The 19860-nt window shown below is 72.8% G+C and carries 13 protein-coding genes; all 13 read right to left on the minus strand.

From position 1 onward, the window contains the following. Positions 1-442, minus strand: a 442-nt coding sequence (locus tag VFE05_09090; GenBank protein HET6230210.1) for a hypothetical protein, incomplete at its 3' end; no start/stop codon positions are given. A 418-nt stretch (positions 443-860) separates the two neighbouring features. After that, positions 861-6566 (minus strand): hypothetical protein, encoded by a 5706-nt coding sequence (locus VFE05_09095; GenBank protein HET6230211.1) that lies wholly within the window; start codon positions 6564-6566, stop codon positions 861-863. Positions 6567-6594: 28 nt separating this feature from the next. Continuing rightward, positions 6595-7815, minus strand: a complete 1221-nt coding sequence (locus VFE05_09100) for a hypothetical protein (GenBank protein ID HET6230212.1) — start codon at positions 7813-7815, stop codon at positions 6595-6597. Positions 7816-7851: 36 nt separating this feature from the next. Next, positions 7852-8403 (minus strand): hypothetical protein, encoded by a 552-nt coding sequence (locus tag VFE05_09105; GenBank protein ID HET6230213.1) that lies wholly within the window; start codon positions 8401-8403, stop codon positions 7852-7854. 346 nt (positions 8404-8749) lie between these two features. Beyond that, a complete protein-coding gene (locus VFE05_09110; protein HET6230214.1) occupies positions 8750-10444 on the minus strand; it encodes a hypothetical protein in 1695 nt (564 codons plus the stop codon). Between the two features lie 878 nt (positions 10445-11322). Then, positions 11323-11994, minus strand: coding sequence for a hypothetical protein (locus VFE05_09115; GenBank protein ID HET6230215.1), 672 nt, complete (start codon positions 11992-11994; stop codon positions 11323-11325). After that, positions 11991-13832: a hypothetical protein gene (locus VFE05_09120; protein HET6230216.1), complete on the minus strand. Its 1842-nt coding sequence runs from the start codon at positions 13830-13832 to the stop codon at positions 11991-11993. The genes VFE05_09115 and VFE05_09120 overlap by 4 nt, the downstream gene beginning before the upstream one ends. A gap of 240 nt (positions 13833-14072) precedes the next feature. Further along, on the minus strand, positions 14073-14240 hold the full coding sequence (locus VFE05_09125; GenBank protein ID HET6230217.1) for a hypothetical protein: 168 nt from the start codon (positions 14238-14240) through the stop codon (positions 14073-14075). After that, positions 14231-14497: a hypothetical protein gene (locus tag VFE05_09130; protein ID HET6230218.1), complete on the minus strand. Its 267-nt coding sequence runs from the start codon at positions 14495-14497 to the stop codon at positions 14231-14233. Before VFE05_09130 ends, VFE05_09125 begins: the two co-directional genes overlap by 10 nt. A 50-nt stretch (positions 14498-14547) precedes the next feature. Continuing rightward, positions 14548-15915 carry a sigma-54 dependent transcriptional regulator gene (locus VFE05_09135; GenBank protein HET6230219.1) on the minus strand — a complete coding sequence of 456 codons (1368 nt, stop codon included), beginning with the start codon at positions 15913-15915 and terminating at the stop codon, positions 14548-14550. 430 nt (positions 15916-16345) lie between these two features. Next, complete coding sequence (locus VFE05_09140; GenBank protein ID HET6230220.1) at positions 16346-17581, minus strand: HAMP domain-containing sensor histidine kinase; 1236 nt, start codon at positions 17579-17581, stop codon at positions 16346-16348. Positions 17582-18050: 469 nt separating this feature from the next. Next, on the minus strand, positions 18051-18773 hold the full coding sequence (locus tag VFE05_09145) for a lysophospholipid acyltransferase family protein (protein HET6230221.1): 723 nt from the start codon (positions 18771-18773) through the stop codon (positions 18051-18053). Positions 18774-18804: 31 nt separating this feature from the next. Next, the gene (locus VFE05_09150) at positions 18805-19578 is read right to left on the minus strand and encodes an SDR family oxidoreductase (protein ID HET6230222.1); all 774 of its coding nucleotides are present in this window, start codon (positions 19576-19578) and stop codon (positions 18805-18807) included. Between the last annotated feature and the right edge of the window lie 282 nt (positions 19579-19860).

Consider the following 19860-nt stretch of genomic DNA (forward strand, 5'->3'; position numbering starts at 1 on the left):
GCTGCTGGTGCTGGTGAGCCCCCCCCGCCTGCGCGCTGATCATCGACATCGTCCGCACCGCGCCGCTGCCGCTGGCCGTACCGCCCGCACCGTCCGCGACCGAGACGGTGAGCACGTTCCGCACGTTGAAGCTGCTGGGGTAGGTGATGAACCAGTAGACGGTGCGCGACGCCCCCGCGGCCAGCGTGCCCACGTACTGCATGGCCGCCTGCCCGCCGGACAGCACCGTCCCCGACCCGAAGCCGGAGATCGTGGCCTGGAGGTTCGCCACCTGCGCGCCCGACGTGTTGGCGATGCGGAACGACACGTACATCGCGTGCGGCCCGCTGGAGGCGGGGGAGTTGCTGTCGAGCGTGAGCGCCGAATCGCTGGTCATCGCCACCGTCAGCGGGAGCGCGGCGGCCGTGGCGCGCGAAGGGAGTGCGAACGCCAGAGCCAGCACGAACGCCGCGCACACGACGCGCTGAAGCCGCCCGCACCCTCTTCCCGCGTTCGCGGACGGGAAGGGCGGAGCGTCCTCAGCAGTGCTGAGCGCGAACTTTCATGGTGGTGGGCAGGGTGCGTCCCGGCTGGAAGTACGGCGCTGCTGGGAGTGTAACCCGCGAATGCTGTAGATGTGGGGCGGACAGCCGTTGCGGCCGCGCATCCCCGGCGAGGTGACAATCGAAGGGGGACGCGGGGAGCCGGGCACCATGAGACGCCGGGCCGTCATCTCCGGCGACGTATCTCCAGCATCATCCGCCGCGAGATCCGCCGGAACCGCTTCGCATCGCCCGCGAAGCTCGGCGGAGCAGTTTCTTGACGTAGGAAAACCAGGTGCGGCTCTCCGCCGCCCGCCATCCACCGATCCCCGTCCCCGTCTAGTACTTGGATTGGATGCGCTTGCGCCAGAAGTCCGCGACGCTGCCGAAGGTGCCCTCGCTGAAGTGGAAGCCCAGCGTGGCGTACAGCCCGTGCCCGTCTGCCGCGAAGTCCGGGTCCAGCAGGTTGCCGAAGCGGTAGCCGCCCTCCACCTCCAGCTGCTTGCCCAGGCCGACCACGAGCGCCGGGGCGGCGCTCCACTGCTGCGCGTTGCCGCTGCCCACGGTGAGCAGCCGGCCGTCCATGCGCACCCGCACCGGGCCACGGACCTCGCGGTCCAGGCGCAGGCCCATGAACTGGGCGCGGGCCCCCAGCTGCTCCACGCCGGGCAGCGTGGGGTCGGCGAGCGTCCAGCGCAGGGCGTAGCGGGCGGCCAGCTCGGTGCCGTCGCGCGGCGTCCACACCAGGTCGGTGCTGCCGATCAGGCGGCGGTCCTCGCCGGCGGTGCCCAGCACGCCGCCGGTGCCCAGCGGGTTCAGCGAGCGGCGCCACTCCACCTTGGCCAGCGCGTTCAGCGCCTCGCTGCCCACCGGCCGGAAGGCCAGGCCCAGCAGCGAGCGGTCGCGCCGGCTCTGCTCCAGCCCGTTGCCGGTCAGGTTGTACTGCTGCAGCCACTCGCTGCGGCCCAGGAGGGCCGTGGAGATGCCCAGCGGCGCATCTCCCGCCAGGTCCAGGCGGTGGCCGCGGGTGTCGCGGCCGTCGTGCATCTCGCCGTGGGCGCTGAAGCGCGGGCGGCCGTCGGCCGGCACCCAGTCCAGCCCCAGCCCGGCGGACCAGCGGTCCGGCTCGGCCTGCGGGAAGGGGAGGGCGCGGTTGGGGTCGCTCAGCGCGGCGCGGCTCACCCCGAAGCGGCGCTCGAAGAGCGACGACACGGCCCAGCCGCCCTGCAGCTGGAGGTGCTGGTCCCAGCCCAGCGCCAGGTAGTTCCTGGCGCGCGAGTCGTCCGCCCGCTCGAGGCCGCCGTACACCTGGCCGCCGAAGATGGCCTCGGTGCGCGCCTTCACCTCGGTGAGCTGGTAGCCGCGGGCGGTGTCGCCCGGAAGCGAGACCCAGCGGTGCGCCAGGTCCAGCCGGGTGCGGGGCAGCACGCGCAGCGACAGGCCGGCGCCCACCTCGTTGGGCCGGCCGGGGGCGACCGCCTGGCCGGCCACGGGCGCCACCGGGTGGTCCAGGTTCCGCGTGCCCTCCACCCACACGTCCACGCGGTCCACGGGCGAGAACGAGATCTTGCCGACGGCGGACGACGACGAGGCGTCGGCCTGGACGTCGCTCGCCATGCCGCCCTCGGCCGTGAGCGTACGGCCCAGGACGGACTGCTGGAGCTGCATGCGCGTGTTGTGGCGCTCCACGCCGTACTGGTCGAAGCGCTCGCGCTCGTGCGTGAGCCGCACCGTGGAGCCCTCGGCCACCTTCACCTCGCCCGAGAGCCGGATCTCCTGCAGGCCCGAGCTGAGGCGCGGGTCGGCACTGCCGGAGAAGCCCTGCCCCACGTGCATCCACTCGGCGCCCAGCCGTGCGCGGTCGCCGAACGTGGTCCACGAAACGTCGGCGTGGCTGGCGAGGGCGGAAGAGTCGGAAGACGCCGAGCGCATCAGCTCGCCGCCCATCTCCAGGCCGCTGCGGCGCAGGCGCACGTCGGCGCCGGCCAGGTTGCGGGAGATGCGCTCCAGGCCGTTCTCGGCCGCGTCGCGCACGCCGTACACGCCCAGCCCCAGCGAGTCCAGCCCGGCCGAGCGCAGCCAGCGGCGGGCGTCCACCTCCATGCGCAGGCCGCCCACCATCTGCGACTTGCCCCCCGAGCGGCTCTCGACCGTGGCGACCACGTACACGGGGTCGCCCTCGGCCGTGGCGGCGGGGACGGGGCGCTCCAGCAGCACCTCGCCGCTGACGTAGTCGATCTGGTAGTCCACGAAGCGCTGCAGCTCCACGCGGCTGATCACGCGGGCGGCGTTCTCGCGGGCGCGGATCTCCACGGCCACGATGTCGGTGCCGGGGCGCACGTTGGAGCCCAGCTTGTAGGGGCCCGACGTGCCGTCGCCGCGAAGCTGGCGCTGCACCAGCGCCTGGTCGGTGAGGCTGCCGAAGGCGCGCCAGACCACGGCGCCGGTCGCGACGCGCGCGCCCACGCCGGTGAGCGAGCGCTGGTAGCCGCCCAGCTGTGCCCCGCCGCCGAAGCCCGACGTGTTGATGTCGCCCAGCTCCAGCCAGTCGAAGCCGCGCTCCAGCCGCGCCGACACGCTCTGCGTGGAGGCCGAGAGCACGCGCCGGTCGCTTCCGTCGCCCAGCGTGGGGTAGCGGCTCTCGTCCAGCGGGTCGTAGCCGCGGGCGAAGAAGTCGTTGTTGTCGCTGCTCCGGCGCGAGTCGTAGCTCACGCTCAGCGACGTCTCGCTGCCCAACGCGCCGCGAACCGTCACCGCGCCGAACGCCTCGGGCGCGGCGCCCACGCCCACCTGGCCGATGCCGGTGGCGAAGAGGCTGCGGGTGGAGGGGAAGACGCGCAGCGGCAGGCGCCCGTGCACCTTGCCGGAGGCGAGCGAGATCTCGCCCGGCCCCACGGAGTGGCCGGCGACGACGGGGATGGCGACGGTGCCGTCCGCCCGGGCGGCGACCTGGAAGCCGACCGAGCTGGCGTCGGCGTCGGTGCCCGTGAGCGTGGCGCCGCGTCCCTCCACGGTGATGCGGGGGCGGTTGGCCAGCGGCACGCCCCACTGGTCGAGCACGCGTGCGGCGACCATCACGGTGTCGCGGGCGTCGGCGTGCAGCACCGGCGCGGGCAGCGCCTCGATGCGCACGGGGTCGCCCGAGCGGTGCACGGCCACGCTGTCCCAGCGCTCGGTGCCCCACGAGTTCTTCATCTCCACCCGCAGGCGGTGCGGGCCGGGCGCCAGCTCGATGCCCACGAAGTCCATCACGCCATCGGGCCGCAGGTTGGCCTCGCCCACCTTGCGCCCGCCGTCGAAGACCTGCACCGCCGCGCCGGGCTCGCCGCGCACGCCCACGTAGACGCGGTTGGTGCCCACCACCGCGCCGTCCGCCGGCGCGAAGATCTGCACCGACGGGCCGCCCAGCAGCTCGCCCCTCTTCTCCGCCTCGCGCTCCGCCGCCGTACGCAGCGGCTGCACGCGCGCCGCCGAATCGGCCGCCACGTCGGACGCGGTCGTCACGACCGGCGCCGCGGCGGAGGACGCGGATGGAGCAGATGCGGTCGATGTCGTCGAGCCCGAAGCGGGCGAGCCGCCCGCCGTCGTCCGAGCCGCCGAACCGGCCGCCGAAGCCGCAGTCCGCGCCGGGGCCATCGCTGCCGAGACGGCGGACGCGGCGCCGATCACCGGCGCGGCGGCGGACGGTCCGCCGGCCGAAGGACGGACGGAAGATGCGACCGCCGCGCGCCGCGCCGGCACGTTCAGCATCGCCGGAAGCGTGGCGACGGACGGGCGCTCGCCCACCGGGCAGGCCGCCAGGGCCGCGTCGACCGGCGGCTGCGCATCCGCCGCTGCGCGCTCGGGGAGCGGCGCGGAGGTGGCGGGGGCGACGGTCAGCGGCGCGCTGTCCACCGTGGCCGGAGCCGCGGGAACGATCGAATCCACCGAAACCGCCGTCGTGGTCGTCGCGGGCGGCACGAAGCCGGGGCGCGGCACCAGGCGGAAGTTGGCTTCGGGGAGGGTCCAGCCGTCCATCCGCACCACCCGCTGGTCGCCGCCGCGCCCGGCAACCACGTAGCCGCGGGCCACGCCCACGGTGTCGAGGCGGAGGAGCTGCGTGCCGGGCTGGATGTCGGCGATGGAGTAGCGGCCCTCGCGGTCGGTGGTGACCACCTGGCCGTCGGCGCTCCAGATCTCCACGCCGGCGGCGCCGGGCTCGCCGGGCTGCTGGCGGCCGTCGTCGTTCAGGTCGATCCACACCTTGCCCACCAGCGACCGCTGCTGCATGGCGAAGCCGCGGCGGGCGCGCACGGTGGCGACGGCCGTGTCGCTGCGAACGGCGCCGCCCTCGGCGCGGGCCCAGGCGCGGTTGGCGATGCTGCCGCGACCGGCGGTGAGCACGACCACGCCGTAGCGAACGACGTGCTGCCCGCCGGCGGGCAGCGGGCCCGCCCACCAGATGCGCAGGTCGCGGCCGGACACGCGCATGGAGTCGGCGCCCTGGAGCGAGCCCTGCACCAGCTTCACGTTGGCCGGAAGCTCGTCGCGCACCTCGATGCCCTGCAGCGGGGCGGCGGCCGCGTTGCGCAGCGTGAGCACGTAAGGGATCGCGTCGCCCGGCCCGGCCTCGAGCACGCCGGTGCTCTTCGTGATCTTCAGCTCGTCGCCCTTGAACGCCGCCACCTGCATGGCCGCGGCGACGGCCGAGACGGCCTCCACGTTGGCGCCGCGGCCGGTGACGCGGTTGATCACCGACGCCACCGGCTGGCCACCCGCCGGCATCCCGGCGCGCGTGACCAGCTCGATCACGCCGGACCCGCCGGGCGCGAGCGTGCCCAGGTGCCAGCGCAGCACCTGGCCATCGACCTCGGGCTGGATGCTGGCCGAGACGAAGGAGAGGATGCCGGGGAGCGAGTCGACCAGCACCAGGTCGCGGATCGCCACGTCGGCGGAGAGGTTCGCGTAGCTGAGGCGGAAGCCCACCTCGCCGCCCACCCGCACCGTGTCGGCGCCCGTGCGCTCCTTGCGCAGCTGCAGCGACGGGTACCTCACCGAGGTCACGGTGGTGGGCGACTCCACCGCCACGCTGTCCCACGTCACGCGTGCCACGTTGCGAAGCGCGCCGGCCGCGGCGCCCGCGCCGATGGTGGCGCGGAAGCTGGCCGTGGCCGAGTCGCCCGGAGCCACCGGCCCGATGTGCAGGTGCACCGTCTGCCGCCCCGCCCCGTCGCTCACCGAGCCGGCGTCGGCGTCGGCCGAGTCGGTCACGGCGTGGCCGGCGAGCACCAGCGAGCCGGGCACGAAGCGGAGGCCCTCCGGGAGCGGGTCGTCCAGCCGCGCATCTCCCGTGGCGCCGTCGCCGTGGTTCGCCCACGCCAGCGTGTAGGTGAGGGTGTCGCCCGAGGTCGCGAGCGGCCGGTCCACCGTCTTGCCCAGCGACAGCGTCGCCACGGGCAGGTGCACCGTGAGGATGTCGGACACCGAGGTCGTTGCCGCCGCGTTGAGCAGCGACGTCGCCTTGATGCCTACCGTCGCCTTCGACCTGTCCGCCGCGTTGGCCGGCGCGTCGACCACCGCCAGCACCGCGGCGCTTTCGCCCTGGCCCAGCGCCAGGGGTCCCGAGATGACGACGTCACGGGGGCCCAGCGCCCCGTCGCCGTCCACGTCCCGCCAGAGCGCCGCGCTCCAGCCGGCCGGCCCCGCCGCTTCGAGAACGAAGCGGTCCTGGCCGGTGCCCACGTTGGTGAGCCGGTGCGCGAACACGCTCCGGCTGCCGGGCACCACCACGGCCTCGCGGGGCGGCTCCAGCGCCACCCCGGCCGTCTGCTCCAGCACCACCTGCGCGCTGGAGCTCGCCTTCCCGTCCACGCCGTCCTCGCCCTTGTAGGTGAGGGTCGCCGTGTTGGTGATCCGCAGGGTGTCCGGCGTGGGGGCCCGCACCCCCTGCGCCGCCGCCGGAGCCGCCCCGAGCACCGCGCACGCAAGCACCCCCACCCACCGGGGAGAGATCCCCCGGCGGGTGGCGGCGCGAAGCGCGAGCGAGCGGAGCGGCTCAGGAAGCATTCGGAACCCTGTGAGAGTCAGGGCTGGACTACTTGACCTGCACGCGGATCCAGAAGTAGCGCGTGGCGCCGGGCGCCAGCGTGCCCGTGAGCGCGCCCGTCACCGTGCCGGCGACGTTGCTGATCGTCCACCCGGCCGCGTCGCCGCTCGCCGACTGGTAGGTCACCTCGCTCGGAAGCGGGTCCGAGACCGAGATGGTCTGGGCCGCGGCCGTGCCTGCGTTGGTCACGGCGACCTTGTACTGGATGTACTGGCCGGGGAGCACGCGATCGGTGGTGTTGTTGATCGTCGTGGTCTGGTCGTCCTTGTACGCGGTCTTGGCCATGGTGAGCTGCGCCTTGACCACCGTGATGGTGTAGCTGCCCGGGTCGCTGATGGCGGCGTTGTTGCTCGACGTCGCCAGCAGGCCCAGCGGGGCCGTGGTGCCGGCCGAGGCGTTGTTCGCCACGGTGTAGACCACCGTCACGTTCGCCGAGGCGCCCGCGGCGAGCGACACGCTGCTGCCGGTGCCGGCGGTGCCGTTGACCGAGATGATGGTCAGCGTGGCGCCGGTGGTGCTGCCGGCCAGCGTATAGGTGTCCGCCGCGTTGCCGTTGTTGGTGACGACGAACGTCTCGGAGTACTGCGTGCCGTTGCTGGGCAGGCGGCTGGCCGTGCCGTTGTCCGGGGTCACGGTCACGGCGGCCGACACGGGCGGGTTGATGCTCGTGGTGGTCGGGTCGTTCGTGGCCGGGGTGCGCAGCGACGTGGCCGTCATGGTGATCGGGTTCGTCGTGCCGCCCTTGCCCGGTGCCACCGTGTAGATGACGGTGACCACCACGTTGCCGCCCTGCGCGACCGGCGTGTTGGAGAGCGCCGAGTCCAGCGCCGTGAGCGTCGTGTACGTGGTCGCGCCGATCTTGTAGCCGGTCACGGTGATGCCCGACGGAACGCTGAACGCCACGTTCACGCTGTCGGTGCCGTTGCCGGTGTTGACCACGGTGAAGCCGAGCTGGTTGCCGGTGCTGGGGCTGGCCGGCGTCACGGTGGCCGGCGACTGCGCGTCGACGCCCGCGAGGAAGCCGACCGTCACGCTCGCGCTGGCGGTGACGTTGGTGTAGGTGTTTCCGTTGGCGTCGGTGTAGCTGGCCGTGGCCGTGTTGGTGATCACGGTGCCTTCCGGCGTCAGCGTCTGCGCGGCAGCGCGGCCCGCCGACAGCGGGACGAGCAGCGCCGCGGCAAGCGCCAGGCCCTTCAGGGTCTTGTTCATTGCAGGGTTCCTAATGTGTGATGGGGGGATGGGAACTTAGAGCCCGCTCGTGCCGGCCGCGGGAGCGGCCGCGGCACCCGACGCCCGGGGCGCGGCATCCAAGCGGGCCTCGAACTCCGCCGTGACGGTGGCATGCGGGGCCACAGCGCCGTCGACGGTCCAGCGAACGTTCGTGTACTTCTCTGCCGCGACCGGGCGGCGGACCTGGCGGCCCTCCACGGTCACGGTCTCCATCGGCTGCGCGGAGAAGGTCCTGCCTCCGTCGGCCGAGTACTCCACGCGAGCGTCGGAACGGCTCGCGGTCGCCGAGCCCGCCACCATGCGCAGGCCGGCGGGGATCGGGTCGGCCAGCACCACGCTCCGCACGGCGCCGGCGCCGGGGTTCGTGAAGGCCAGCCGGTAGCGCACCACGTCGCCGCCGCGCAGGGAGGCGTCGCGGCGCGGGGCGCCGCGGGCGGCCTCGGCGGCCGCCGTCACGTTGGTGGCGGTGATGGTCATCGGGTTCCCCGGCGCGGTGCGCTGGGCCGTCGCGGGAACGGCCGCCAGGGCGACCGCCAGCAGGGAGACGAGACGGGTACGGAGCTTCATGGTGCCTCCTGGGTGAAGAATGCCGGCCTCGGCCGGCGGTGGAACGCCGAACGGTTCAGCGTGTGGTGTGTGTCTTGTGAGCCGGGAAGTGTCCATCGGGCGGGATGCTTCACGAGCCCACCCGAAATGCACTCACCGTGCCCTATCGCATCTGCAGAAAACCCCAACACCTGCGCCATTTTCCTGACGGGCGGCGGCGTATCCGCCGGTCCTCTTTCGGCACGCTCGTTCCCGTTCGGGAACACGCCTCGGAAAGGGTGTGTTCCCCCCGCGGCGCCGGAATCGGTTCCGGTGCGGGAACGTGCGGGATGGGTGAGGTGGATCGGGAGCGGGCGGGAGGGACGGGTCAGCGTATTCGCGCCACGAACGTCAGGGTGCTGAGCGAGGTCACCGCGTCGGCCGGCAGGCTGCCGGTGAAGACCCAGCGCAGCTTCTTCACGCACGCGTCGAAGCCGGCGGGGGCAGAGCAGGCGGCCGACACCGGCGTGTAGCCCCAGGTGCTGCCGTCGGCCGAGTACTGGACGGCCGCGGTCACGCCCGCCGGCAGCGACTGCGTGGGCGTGCCCAGCTTGAACATCGTCTGCGACGGGACGGAGTCGACCACCACCACGCCGGTGGCGGCGAAGTTGCCCGTGTTGTTCGTCTTCAGCGTGTACGTGAGGTCGGTGCCCGGGGCCAGCGTGTTGTTGGGGCTCACCGTCTTCGTGAGCCCCAGCGTGGGCCGCACGCGCTGCACGGTCACGTAGCCCGTGTCGCGCGCCAGCGTGGGCCGGCTCACGGCGCGGGCGGTGAGCACGATGTCGCGCGTGCTGGTGGCGCCCATCTTCACCGTGTAGTAGACGGTGTAGTTCGTGGTCGTGTTCGCGTTCAGGAACACCCGCGCGCTGTCGCGCGGCGCGGGCGAGGCGATGCCGGTTCCCTTGATGGAGTCGATGCGCACCACCGACGTGTCGGCCACGTCGGCCAGCAGGTCGAAGTTGTCGCCCGAGAGCGACGGGTTCTCGACCGCGAAGACCTGGCTGGAGGTGCCCGGCAGCCGCAGCATGGTGCCCCCGTCGGGCGTCACGTTCGCCAGCGAGACGGCGATGGAGGTGACGATGTACTCCGGCAGCACCAGGTCGGTGCCGGACGAGAAGTTCACCGTCGCGGTGCGCGCCCCCGCCGCGATGCGCGAGGCCACGTCGTATCCGTCCAGGTCCACGCCGTACACGTTCGCCGTGCCGTTCACGGTGGAGTTGTACGCGTTCTGCGACGGGTTCTGCGCGTCGGTGAGCCCGGTGCCGTTGAAGCTCAGCGCCTCTGCGTTGGTGGCGTCGCCCGTCTGGTCCGGGTCGCCCTCGAACACCAGCGCGGTGATGCGCCCGGCCGGGGCGGCGGGCGCCAGGAAGTTGGTGAGCGTGATGGTCTGCGATGCCTGGCGCACGGGGAAGATGCCGTCGTACAGGCTGATGCGGCGCGGCTGCACCGCCGCCCCCGGCACGTTGTAGATCACCAGCAGGCTCCACCCGCCGTACACCGTCTGCAGCGAGCAGTACGCGGCGCCGTTCACGTCGGCCGTGGCCACGGTAAGGCCGCGCAGCGTGTACGTGCCGTTGCCGGTGACGAACGCCGTCACGTCCTTCTCGCCGCCGAAGTAGCGAAGCGTGTTGCCGTTGTAGAGGAAGGTGTTGGTGAACGTCCGGTCCGCCGTGCGGCTGGTGCCGTTGAAGGTGACCGTGTTGTCCACCGTGGCGCCCGAGCCAGCCCAGTACAGGTACGCCTTGAACACCGTGCCGCCCGCGGGGATGCCGCTGATGGTGACGCTGGTGTTCGTGTTGGTCCCCGACACCGCACAGGCGTCGCTGGCGTTGCTGTTGGTGCGGATGGTCTGCGCCCCCGCCACGTAGTCGTACGCGCCCTCGAAGGTCTGGAACGACGCCAGCTGCGCCGCGGCCGGCCGGGCGCACAGCAGCCCCAGGCACGCGAGCACGCCGCGCAGGAGGGCCTTGGCGGCTCTCCGGGCGGGGCGGGGCGTGGGCGTGCGGTGCGGTGCGGGCTGCATGTGGGCGAGGCTCTCGATCAGTCGGATTGTCGCGAACCCCTCGCAGCGGAGGTTCGCGCGCGGCCGGCCCGGCGGCTCGTGCCGGGAATCCGCTCGTTTATGATTGACGGTTGAGGGGCTACTGGCGGCGTTGCCGGGCGGGAACGCGACGTACCGTTCGCGACGTACTCGAATGCACCCCGCATGCCACGCAGGGCATCGCACGCAACCACTTGCCGGATTGGTGTTTAGCGCGCCATCGACGCCGCGGTGCCGGGCGAGGCGGCGGTCCGAAGCGGCATCTGCGTTCCCGTTCGGGAACAACACGAGCGATGGATGCGCGAGGCGAGACGAAGGGCCGTGAACGAACGGCGGATCGGGTCGGGAGCGGGATGGTCTGTGACAGCGGACGCGGAAGCGGATCGGCTCCCGTGCGGCGGAAGCCGCGGGCGGGCGTTCTCGGGCGGGGCGGCATGCGTTCCGCCCGGAACGCGAGGAAGATGCAGGGTCGGACGCGTTTCCGCCAGGGTCGCGTGTTCCGGACCGAGCTTGGACGAGGGTTGGACATAGGATCCGCCCGGCGCGGAGGAGCTTAAGCGGGCGGCGCGGCAGTGGGGGGATGTCGTCGGCGGCATCCTGCGTTCCCATCTGGCAACATGCGGGTTGTCCGCCGTTCTTCCCGGATTCGCCGGCCCTCGAATCTACAGTCGCCGGAGATGTCGGATGACGGTCCATGGTGTTCATCGACAGAGGTTCATCGACAGTGGCCATCGACCGATGCTCATCTGCCGATTCATATCATCTGTCGGCCGTTCATCTGGCGATGTGCATCGACCGATGCTCATCAACCGGTGTTCGTCTGCCGGCCGTTCATCTACCGGACACACCTTTGATGGGGGCTACTCGTGGGGAGCTGGGGCGGGCGGGACGGGGATGGTGCGGGCGCGGGGGGAGAAGAACGGCGAGCGGACCGTGTAGTGGCGCGTGGGGAGGCCCAGGAGGCGGATGAAGGCGCGGCGGAGACCCCGGCCCACCGCACGGCCCACGGGCGCGCGGCCCTCCACCGCCGGGCGCGCTTCGCCGCGGAGCCAGCGGCGCAGCTCGTCGATGTCGGAGAGCGAGAGCGTCTCCACGTCGAGCGTGGCGAGGTAGTAGTACCGGCCGCCGCCGGACGCGTGCAGCGTGGAGGCGAAGGCGCCCTGCAGCGCCTCGTCCACCTCGCGCAGGGTGGCGAACCGCTGCTCCGAGCGGCCGGTGTCCAGCGTGTAGCCCGGCTCCAGCGTGCTGCGCAGGACGGCCAGCGAGATCTCCTGCGAGCCCTCCAGCGCGTCGAACGTGCCCTTGTGCCACAGCTCGACGCGCAGGTGAAAGCGTAGCGGCAGCCCCTGCGACAGCGCGTCGCGCAGCGCGGGGTCGTCCAGCACGCCGTGCGCCGACACCACCGGCCGCCACCCCGCCTGGGAGCCCGCCAGCCCCACGGCGAGCGGCCTCTGCGCCGCGGCCGGGAGGGCCGCGGCGCAGAGGCACAGGGCGAGCCGGAGCGCCGGAGCGCGGCGGAGCGCGAAGGTCAAAAGCGCGGGGCGAGGCGGACGAAGACGTTCAGGCCGCGTCCGTCGCCGTTCAGCGGCACGGCCCCGTAGATGCCCACCTTGCCCAGCAGCACCCCCAGCCCCAGGTCCACCGCGGTCTCCTCGTCGCTCCCGGTTCCGTTCTGCCAGGCCCGGCCCACGTCGCTGAACACCACCCATCCGAAGTCCGCGTTCCAGCTGCGGCCGTGGTAGCGGCGCGGCGCGGCCGCGGTCTCCGCCTCGCCGTCTTCGGCCGCGACGTAGGCGTCGTCGCCGTCGTCGTCGCCGGACCAGTCGAAGTGGAAGCTGAGGTTGCCGCGGTACTCGGCCTGGGCCAGCGCGAAGCGGTCGCAGCCGTAGCCGGTGTAGAACGAGGGGACCCGGTCGTCGCCCGCGGCCACGTCGCCGGGGCGCTGCACGCGGGTGCGGCGGGCGCCGCAGTCCAGCGAGAAGAGGCCGTAGCCCGGCAGCGAGCCCTCGCCGCCCAGCGCGTGCTGCCGCTGCGGGGGCAGCCGCCCGCCGGTGAGCGCGCCGCCCGCCAGCAGGCGCAGGTTGAGCCGCGAGTTGGGGCTGATGCGGTTGTAGCGCCGCACGTCCACCGTGCCCGCCGTGAAGTCGCCGAACGTCTCCGCGGGAATCAGCAGGTCCGGCCCGCCGGCGGTGCGCACCACGGCGGCCGGCCGCGTGAGCCGGCTGTCGATGGAGCGCTCCAGCATGCCGGAGACGAACCAGCCGGTGGAGGGGTCCTCCGCGCCGCTGCGCGTGTCCCACGCCCCGGTCAGCGAGGCCGTCTTCAGCCGCCCCTCGCCCACCAGCGGCTGCGCGCGCCACGGGTCGTCGTTCTTGAAGATCGTCCACGGGCTGCCGGACGGAAGGCTCTCGTTGCTCTCCGAGCGGAACTCGCCCGTGAGCGACAGCGGCGAGCCCTGGGGGGCGAGGGTCGCGTAGGCGCTCCAGCCCTCGCGCTGGTAGTGGTCGCGGTAGTCGCGGTGCAGGAAGAAGGTGGCCAGGCCGTTCTCCAGTTTGGTCAGGTGCCACGCCTCGATCGGGTCCACGACCGAGCGGACGCTGGCCCCCACGCGGAAGGCGCGCTCGCCGCCCAGGAACTGCTCGACGCGCACGTCGTATCCCCAGCGGCCGGGGCCCACCGCCAGCCCCTCCTCGGTTCGGTAGATGGCCTGCGCCCTGATCCGCAGCGGGTTCGCGCCCGACGTCTCGATGATGGGGCCGAAGGTGATGGGCAGCCCCTCGACCCGGTTGTAGCTCTGGCCCGTGGCGACCACGAAGTCCGCGCGCCCGTGGCGGCCCGTCTCGCGCATGGCTTCCCCGTCGTCGTCCCCCTCGCCGCCGCCGGCGTGGAGGGTGATGCCGGCCCGGGCGCGCCCTTCGCCGCCGCGCAGGACGATGCGGTCGCCGCGGCGCTCCAGGGGCAGCGGCTGCGAGTACGCCACCATCTCGCCGCCGATGCGGGCCTGGTCCTCGCCCGTGACGCGGCCGCCTGCGACGGTGAGGTCGCCGGTGATGACGGCGCCGGGAAGCAGCTCCACGTCGCCGTTGATCACCACCAGCCGCCCCTCGATGCGCCCGGCGATGGTCACCGGCCCGCCCAGCACCGCTACGTCGCCCTGCACCGTGCGGTCGGCGGGGATGCGGGTGCGGCCGCTGAAGTGGATGGTCTCGGGGTCGTTGAAGAAAGCCGTCAGCCGCTCGGCCGCGTCGGCGGGAAGGTCCGCCTGGCCGATGGTGCCCGGAACCGTGTCGCGGCCCCCGCCCTGCTGCGCGGCCGCGGGTGCGGCGAGCAGGAGCGCGGCGGAAAGGCCGATGATGCCGTACCTGAACATGATGTCCTCCGGGAGGATTCGAGTGCTGCGGAGCCTGCGGTGTGCGCCCTCTGCAAAGGCACGCCCCGTGCCCCGCCCCACCCTTCTGCCATCTCGCTTCGCACCAAACACTTACCGCATCATCTCCATCGCCCGCCTTCGTGTCCTCGTGTCCCACTGACACGGTTTACCGACGCAGGTGTCCCCTCCCGCGTCACAAGTAGAACCTCGACCGGACGAAGGGCTCCGCCCGAACGAAGGTCAAATCCAGTCGTCCACGATGGCCATTCCGGCGACTAGGAACGACGACGCCGTCCAGAGCAGCGCCAGCAGACCGAGAAACCACACCACCGCCTTCCTTGCCTGGTGGCGGTGGATCAGGTAGAGCACCAAGGCCGCCTGCGCAATCGCAAGCGCGATCAGCACCACCTGCCGCCACGGCGTCCGATCCGCACGAAGACCCTGCTCTGCCCCGTATTCCACGGCTCCAAACACGACGACACGAGCGGGCCGGCGAAGAAGAGCAGCATCTCCAACCAGTGCGGCGAGCCCGGCGGATGCGACCGTAAATCCTGCCGCCGGGCCGCGAGCAACCCAGCCGCGATGAGCGACACGGCGACCCCCGCGCCGCCAGGAGTCGGCAGCGAGTAGCGCAGAAGGTCGAAGATTGTCGCCAGCAGGCGCATCGTCCATCCCGTTCGGTGAGTTGCCGGCATCCCTGAGGCCGTGCCGAAACCTACCGTTCGATGCCAAGGCGGCGCATGCGGCGGTAGAGGTTGGCGCGGTCGGTTTGGAGGCGGCGCGCGGCCTCGGCGACGCTGCCGTCGGCGTGATCCAGCGCGCCGGACAGGAGCTGGCGCTCGTAGTCGTCCAGGCGGTCGGGCAGCGAGCGGGCGTCGTCGTGCCGGTATGCGTTCACGTCGGCGGCCTGCGCGGGGGCGGAGCCGGCCAGCATGCCCCGGATCTCGGCCGCGCTCACGTCGCTGCCCGCGTGCAGGATCGCCAGGCGCTCCAGGATGTTCGCAAGCTCGCGCACGTTGCCCGGCCACGCGTGCCGCGCCAGCGCGTCCATCGCCCCCGCGTCCAGGCTCGGCGGGCGCAGGCCCGTGCGCGCGCGGTTGCGGGCGAGGAAGTGATCCACCAGCAGCGGCACGTCGTCGCGGCGCTCGCGCAGCGGCGGAAGGTGCAGCGGGATCACGTTGAGGCGGAAGAAGAGGTCCTCGCGGAACCGCCCCGCGGCCACCTCGCCCCGCAGCTCCTTGTTGGTGGCGGCCAGGATGCGCACGTCCACAGAGATCACCTCGGAGCCGCCCACGCGCTCGATCTCGCCCGCCTCCAGCGCGCGGAGCAGCTTGGCCTGCGCCTCCAGGCTCAGGTCGCCGATCTCGTCCAGGAACAGCGTGCCGCCGCTGGCCAGCTCGAACCGCCCGCGCCGCCGCTCGGTGGCGCCGGTGAACGAACCCTTCTCGTGCCCGAACAGCTCGCTCTCCACCAGGTCGCGGGGGATGGCGGCGCAGTTCAGGCGGATGAACGGCCCGGCCGCCCGCGGCGACATGCGGTGGATGGCCGACGCGACCACCTCCTTGCCCGTGCCGCTCTCGCCGGTGATGAGCACGCGGGCGTCCGTCCGCGCCACGCGGTCCACCATCTCGCGCACGGCCTTGATGGGCGCGCTGCGGCCCACCATCTCCTCGCCCTCGCCCAGCTCCTCGCGCAGCGCCCGGTTCATCTCGCGCGCCTTACGCAGCTCCAGCGCGGAGCGGAGGGTGAGCAGCACCGCCTCGGGGGTGAGCGGCTTCTCGATGAAGTGGAAGGCGCCCAGCTTGGTGGCCCGCACCGCGTCGGAGAGCGACGCCTTGCCGCTCATCATCACCACCGGCAGCTCCGGCGCGGCCTCGCGCAGCTTGGGCAGCGCGTCCAGGCCCGTCTCGTCGGCCATGTACAGGTCCATCAGCACGGCGTCGGGCTCCTCGGCCATCACCTCGGCCAGGGCGCCGCGCCCGCTGCCCGCCTCGCGCGTGCGGAAGCCCTCGGCGCGCAGCAGCGCCCCCAGCATGCGCCGGATGTTGGGCTCGTCGTCTACGATCAGGATGGTGGAGGACATCGGGCGGGGGGATGCGGGAAGCGTGCGGCTGCGCTGCGCGGGGTGCGCGGGAGATGGGCAGGCTACCCGCGGACCGGCAGCCGCGTTCCGCAGAACCGCTTCAAAGCGCGTCGGGAGATGAGGCGCGGAACGGCGCCCGAATCCACCGGCAGCAGCCGATCTGTCGACGCTGGCGACGGTTACGCGGGATGCGACAGAGGCGGATGGCGTCGCCACGGCCCAAACGCGATTCCGCAGATGCGTCGCCGCGTCAGCCGGGCGTATGAAACGCCCGGCTGGGAACTGCGGTCGTCCTGCGGACGACGGGTGGTGCGGGCGGATGCTTCCGCGCGTTCCCGACACCGGAACTGCGAGAGGCCGCGCATCTCCCGAGCCTGGCCCTGATCGCTCGGAGTGCATCGGCCGTGATCGAACCGATCACGGCGCTGAGCTAGACCGCCTTCGGAGCGCCGTTGGCGGAGTCGCGGACGGCGGCGGGGAGGAGGACGCGGAACTCGGCGCCGCCTTCGGGGCGGTTGCGGGCGCCCACGCGGCCGCCGTGCGCCTGCACCGTCTGGCGGACGAGGGCCAGGCCCAAGCCGGTCCCGCGCGACTTGGTGGTGAAGTCCGGCTCCCAAATGGCTTCCAGGTTCTCGGCGGGGATGCCGGGACCGCTGTCGAGGACGCGGACCTCCACGTGCCCCTCGCGCGAGCTGAGGATCACGGTCACCGCGCCCGCGTTGCCCACCGCGTCGCCCGCGTTGAGCAGGAGGTTGCTGAACGCCCGCGACAGCGCGTCGTGGTTCCCCACGATGGGCGGCAGGTCCACCGGCGCGCGCAGCCGCGGCGTCACGTCCGGCGGAAGGTGGGTGCGCAGCAGGTAGTCCATCATCTCGCGCAGGTCGATCTCGCTGCTGGGGCCCTCGGGCAGGCGGCCGAACTGCGCGAAGCCCCGCGCCAGCTCGTCCAGCCGCGCGGACTCGGCGGCGATGACCTCCAGGGCCTCGCGCTCCGCCTCGCCACCCGCGCCCGCGCGCTCCAGCGTGCGCACGGCCAGGCGCATGGGCGTGAGCGGGTTCTTCAGCTCGTGCGCCACCCGCCGCGCCATGGCGATCCACGTGCGCATGCGCTCGTCCTCCAGCTCCCGCGCGCGCGACGCCTCCAGCTCGCTCACCATCTTCCGGAAGGCTTCGCGCAGCACGCCGAACTCGCCCGTCTCGTCCGGGCGCTCGGCGGGCGCGTCGGGCAGCGGCTCGCCGCGGGCGACCAGGCCGGCCCAGCCCACCAGCTCGTCCACCGGCCGCGAGAGCCCGTGCGCCATGCCCCGCGCCGCCCGCACCGCCAGCCAGAAGAGCAGCGCCCCCACCAGCAGCGCCAGCAGCGGAATGAGCACCAGCGCCCGCCCGATCAGGAACTCCCACCGGCGGCTCTGGAGCACCGAGTCCGAAAGCTCCGCGCGGTGCGCACGCGCGGCCTGCACGAGCGCGGGGTCGCCCGAGCGCTCGGCGCGCTCCAGCAGCTCGCGTCCGCTGGCGCCCGCGCGCGTCCATGCGCCCGCGCTGTCCGTGAGCGCGACGGCCTCGGACACGACGAGGGTGCCCACGCCCACCAGCAGCAGCGCGGGGAGCAGCGAGAACAGCACCAGCGAGAGCCGGAGCCGGCGTTCGAACGAGCGCCGCGTGGGCATGGCGGGCGGTAGCGCGGGAGAGGGTTCGACGGGGACGCGCGGGAAAAGCTCGATGCCCGCGGGTGTGTCGGAAAGCTACGCTCCCCGCGCCGACGGCGGCAAGTCGCGCGACCACGCCGCGCATCCGCCGGGGAGCACGAGACGCACGAACGGGAGATGACCAGCGGCCGACCACGCCGACCGTCCATCCCCGCCTCGCATCTACAGTCCGCCCAGCATCTTCCGATTACCGGAAACCTGACGAGGCAGACGTGTCGGAAGATGAAGTCGCGACAGCGTTCCAAGCCGAGCGACGGACGGCGCCGCGCGACCACCAGCCTCGCTCCGCCGCCTCTCGACCCGCCCCCCCCGCAGCGCGTAGCGCGAGTTGCCACCGCGTGAGCAGCGAGGGCGGCGGCCGCAGAACCTGGGAAGGGCGGCAGCCGTGGAAGCCGTGCCTTCCCCCGCTTGCGGGGAGGGCAGGCGAGTTTTACGAGCCGGGTGAGGGCCCCTCCCCCAACGCCCCTTCCATCCGCCCCCGCGCCATCTCCATCAGCGCCGGGATGTCCGCTTCCGTCAGCCCGTCCGTGGGGATCGCGTCCAGCACGCGGATCTGCACGGGGCCGGGGCGGAGCGTGCGGGTGGAGATGTCGAAGTTGGGCTTGAGAGGAGAGATGACCACGGGAACCAGCGGCGCGCCGGTGCGGACCGCCATCTGGAAGCCGCCCTTCTTGAACGGCAGCATGGTGCCGTCGCCCGGGCCGCGCGTGCCCTCGGGAAAGATCCACACGGCGGCCCGGCGGTCGCGGATCGCCTCCTCGGCCTCGTGCAGGCGGCCCACGGACTGGCTGGTATCCGCGCGGTCGATCAGCAGGTTGCCGGTGGACGTGTACAGCCAGCCGAAGAAGGGCACGGCGCCCACCTCCTTCTTGGCGATCACCACCGAGCCGGGCGCGAAGACGCTCGCCAGGATGGGCACGTCCAGCGCGCTCTGGTGGTTGCCGATGAACACGCACGGCCGGTGCGCGGTCAGGTTCTCGGCCCCTTGCACGGTCAGCCGCAGCCCCAGCGGCGGGCACATGAGCCTGGCCAGCACGCGCGCGTAGTCCGACGCCACCGCCGAGCGGTCGCGCCGCACCAGCGCGATCGCCAGGCCGTACACGCTGGCGGCCACGAAGCCCAGCATGGCCGCGGCTAGCCGCAGGTAGAACATCGTCCTCCTCTCCGCGGCTGGCGGACGCGGGCTACTTCGCCCGGTGGACGATGGTGGTGGAGCCCTGGTCCACGGGCTTCAGGATGACCTCGTCGATGCTCACGTGCGGCGGGCGGGTGGCGCACCAGGCCACCGCGTCGGCCACGTCGTCCGGCCCCAGCGGCGTCATGCCGGCGTAGACCTTCTTCGCGCGGTCCTCGTCGCCCTTGAAGCGCACCACGCTGAAGTTGGTCTCCACCATCCCCGGGTCCACCGTGCTCACGCGCACGCCCGTGCCCAGCAGGTCCAGCCGCAGCCCCCGGGTGATGGCGTCCACCGCGTGCTTGGTGGCGCAGTACACCGCGCCGCCGGGGTACACCTCGTGCCCGGCGAGCGAGCCGATGTTGACCACGTGGCCCCGCCCCCGAGCCACCATGCCCGGCACCACCGAGCGAGTCACGTACAGCAGGCCCTTCACGTTGGTGTCGATCATCTCGTCCCAGTCGGCGCTGCTGGCCTCGTGGACCTTCTCGGTGCCGCGGCCCAGGCCGGCGTTGTTGACCAGCACGTCGATCTCCGCCCACTCGGGCGGCAGGGCGGCCAACACCCGCGTCACCACGCCCACGTCGCGCACGTCCAGCTCCATCAGGTGGCTCTCGGTGCCGTGGGCGCCGCGCAGCTCGGCGGCCAGCGCCTCCAGGCGGTCGGTGCGGCGGGCGGCCAGCACTAGGCGGCTGCCCAGCGCGGCGAAGGCGCGCGCGCAAGCCTCCCCGATTCCCGAGCTGGCGCCGGTCACGAGCACGGTTCCCGGAACGATGTTCGGCATATCTGCTTCCTGCGTGATGTTCTTCGGTTAGTGGCGGACGACGGAGAAGCTACGCCGCCGCCCGCGCCCATGCCACCTCGCGCGAGCGATCCGCCGGATCAGCGAAGGACGGTAGATGAACGGCGGCCGCGCACTCAGTCGAACCGCACGGGAGATGCACGGCCGTGCGTCGTCGCCACTGCGTAACTCACGGGAGATGCGCGGCGGCACACCGTCTTCCTCGGCGCACAAGCATGAGATGCGCGGCGGACGTCGCGTAATCGCGTCAGCTCCGCCCTGCTC

The organism is Longimicrobiaceae bacterium (genome assembly GCA_035696245.1).
Classification (GTDB): Bacteria; Gemmatimonadota; Gemmatimonadetes; order Longimicrobiales; family Longimicrobiaceae; genus DASRQW01.

Bases quoted from the DNA above. Each gene is read 5' to 3' on its own strand.
- VFE05_09130 (HET6230218.1), bottom strand. From the start codon at position 14,497: ATGCGCCTGCTGGCGACAATCTTCGACCTTCTGCGCTACTCGCTGCCG.
- VFE05_09095 (HET6230211.1), bottom strand. From the start codon at position 6,566: ATGCTTCCTGAGCCGCTCCGCTCGCTCGCGCTTCGCGCCGCCACCCGC.
- VFE05_09100 (HET6230212.1), bottom strand. From the start codon at position 7,815: ATGAACAAGACCCTGAAGGGCCTGGCGCTTGCCGCGGCGCTGCTCGTC.
- VFE05_09145 (HET6230221.1), bottom strand. From the start codon at position 18,773: ATGTTCTACCTGCGGCTAGCCGCGGCCATGCTGGGCTTCGTGGCCGCC.
- VFE05_09135 (HET6230219.1), bottom strand. From the start codon at position 15,915: ATGTCCTCCACCATCCTGATCGTAGACGACGAGCCCAACATCCGGCGC.
- VFE05_09105 (HET6230213.1), bottom strand. From the start codon at position 8,403: ATGAAGCTCCGTACCCGTCTCGTCTCCCTGCTGGCGGTCGCCCTGGCG.
- VFE05_09110 (HET6230214.1), bottom strand. From the start codon at position 10,444: ATGCAGCCCGCACCGCACCGCACGCCCACGCCCCGCCCCGCCCGGAGA.
- VFE05_09120 (HET6230216.1), bottom strand. From the start codon at position 13,832: ATGTTCAGGTACGGCATCATCGGCCTTTCCGCCGCGCTCCTGCTCGCC.
- VFE05_09150 (HET6230222.1), bottom strand. From the start codon at position 19,578: ATGCCGAACATCGTTCCGGGAACCGTGCTCGTGACCGGCGCCAGCTCG.
- VFE05_09140 (HET6230220.1), bottom strand. From the start codon at position 17,581: ATGCCCACGCGGCGCTCGTTCGAACGCCGGCTCCGGCTCTCGCTGGTG.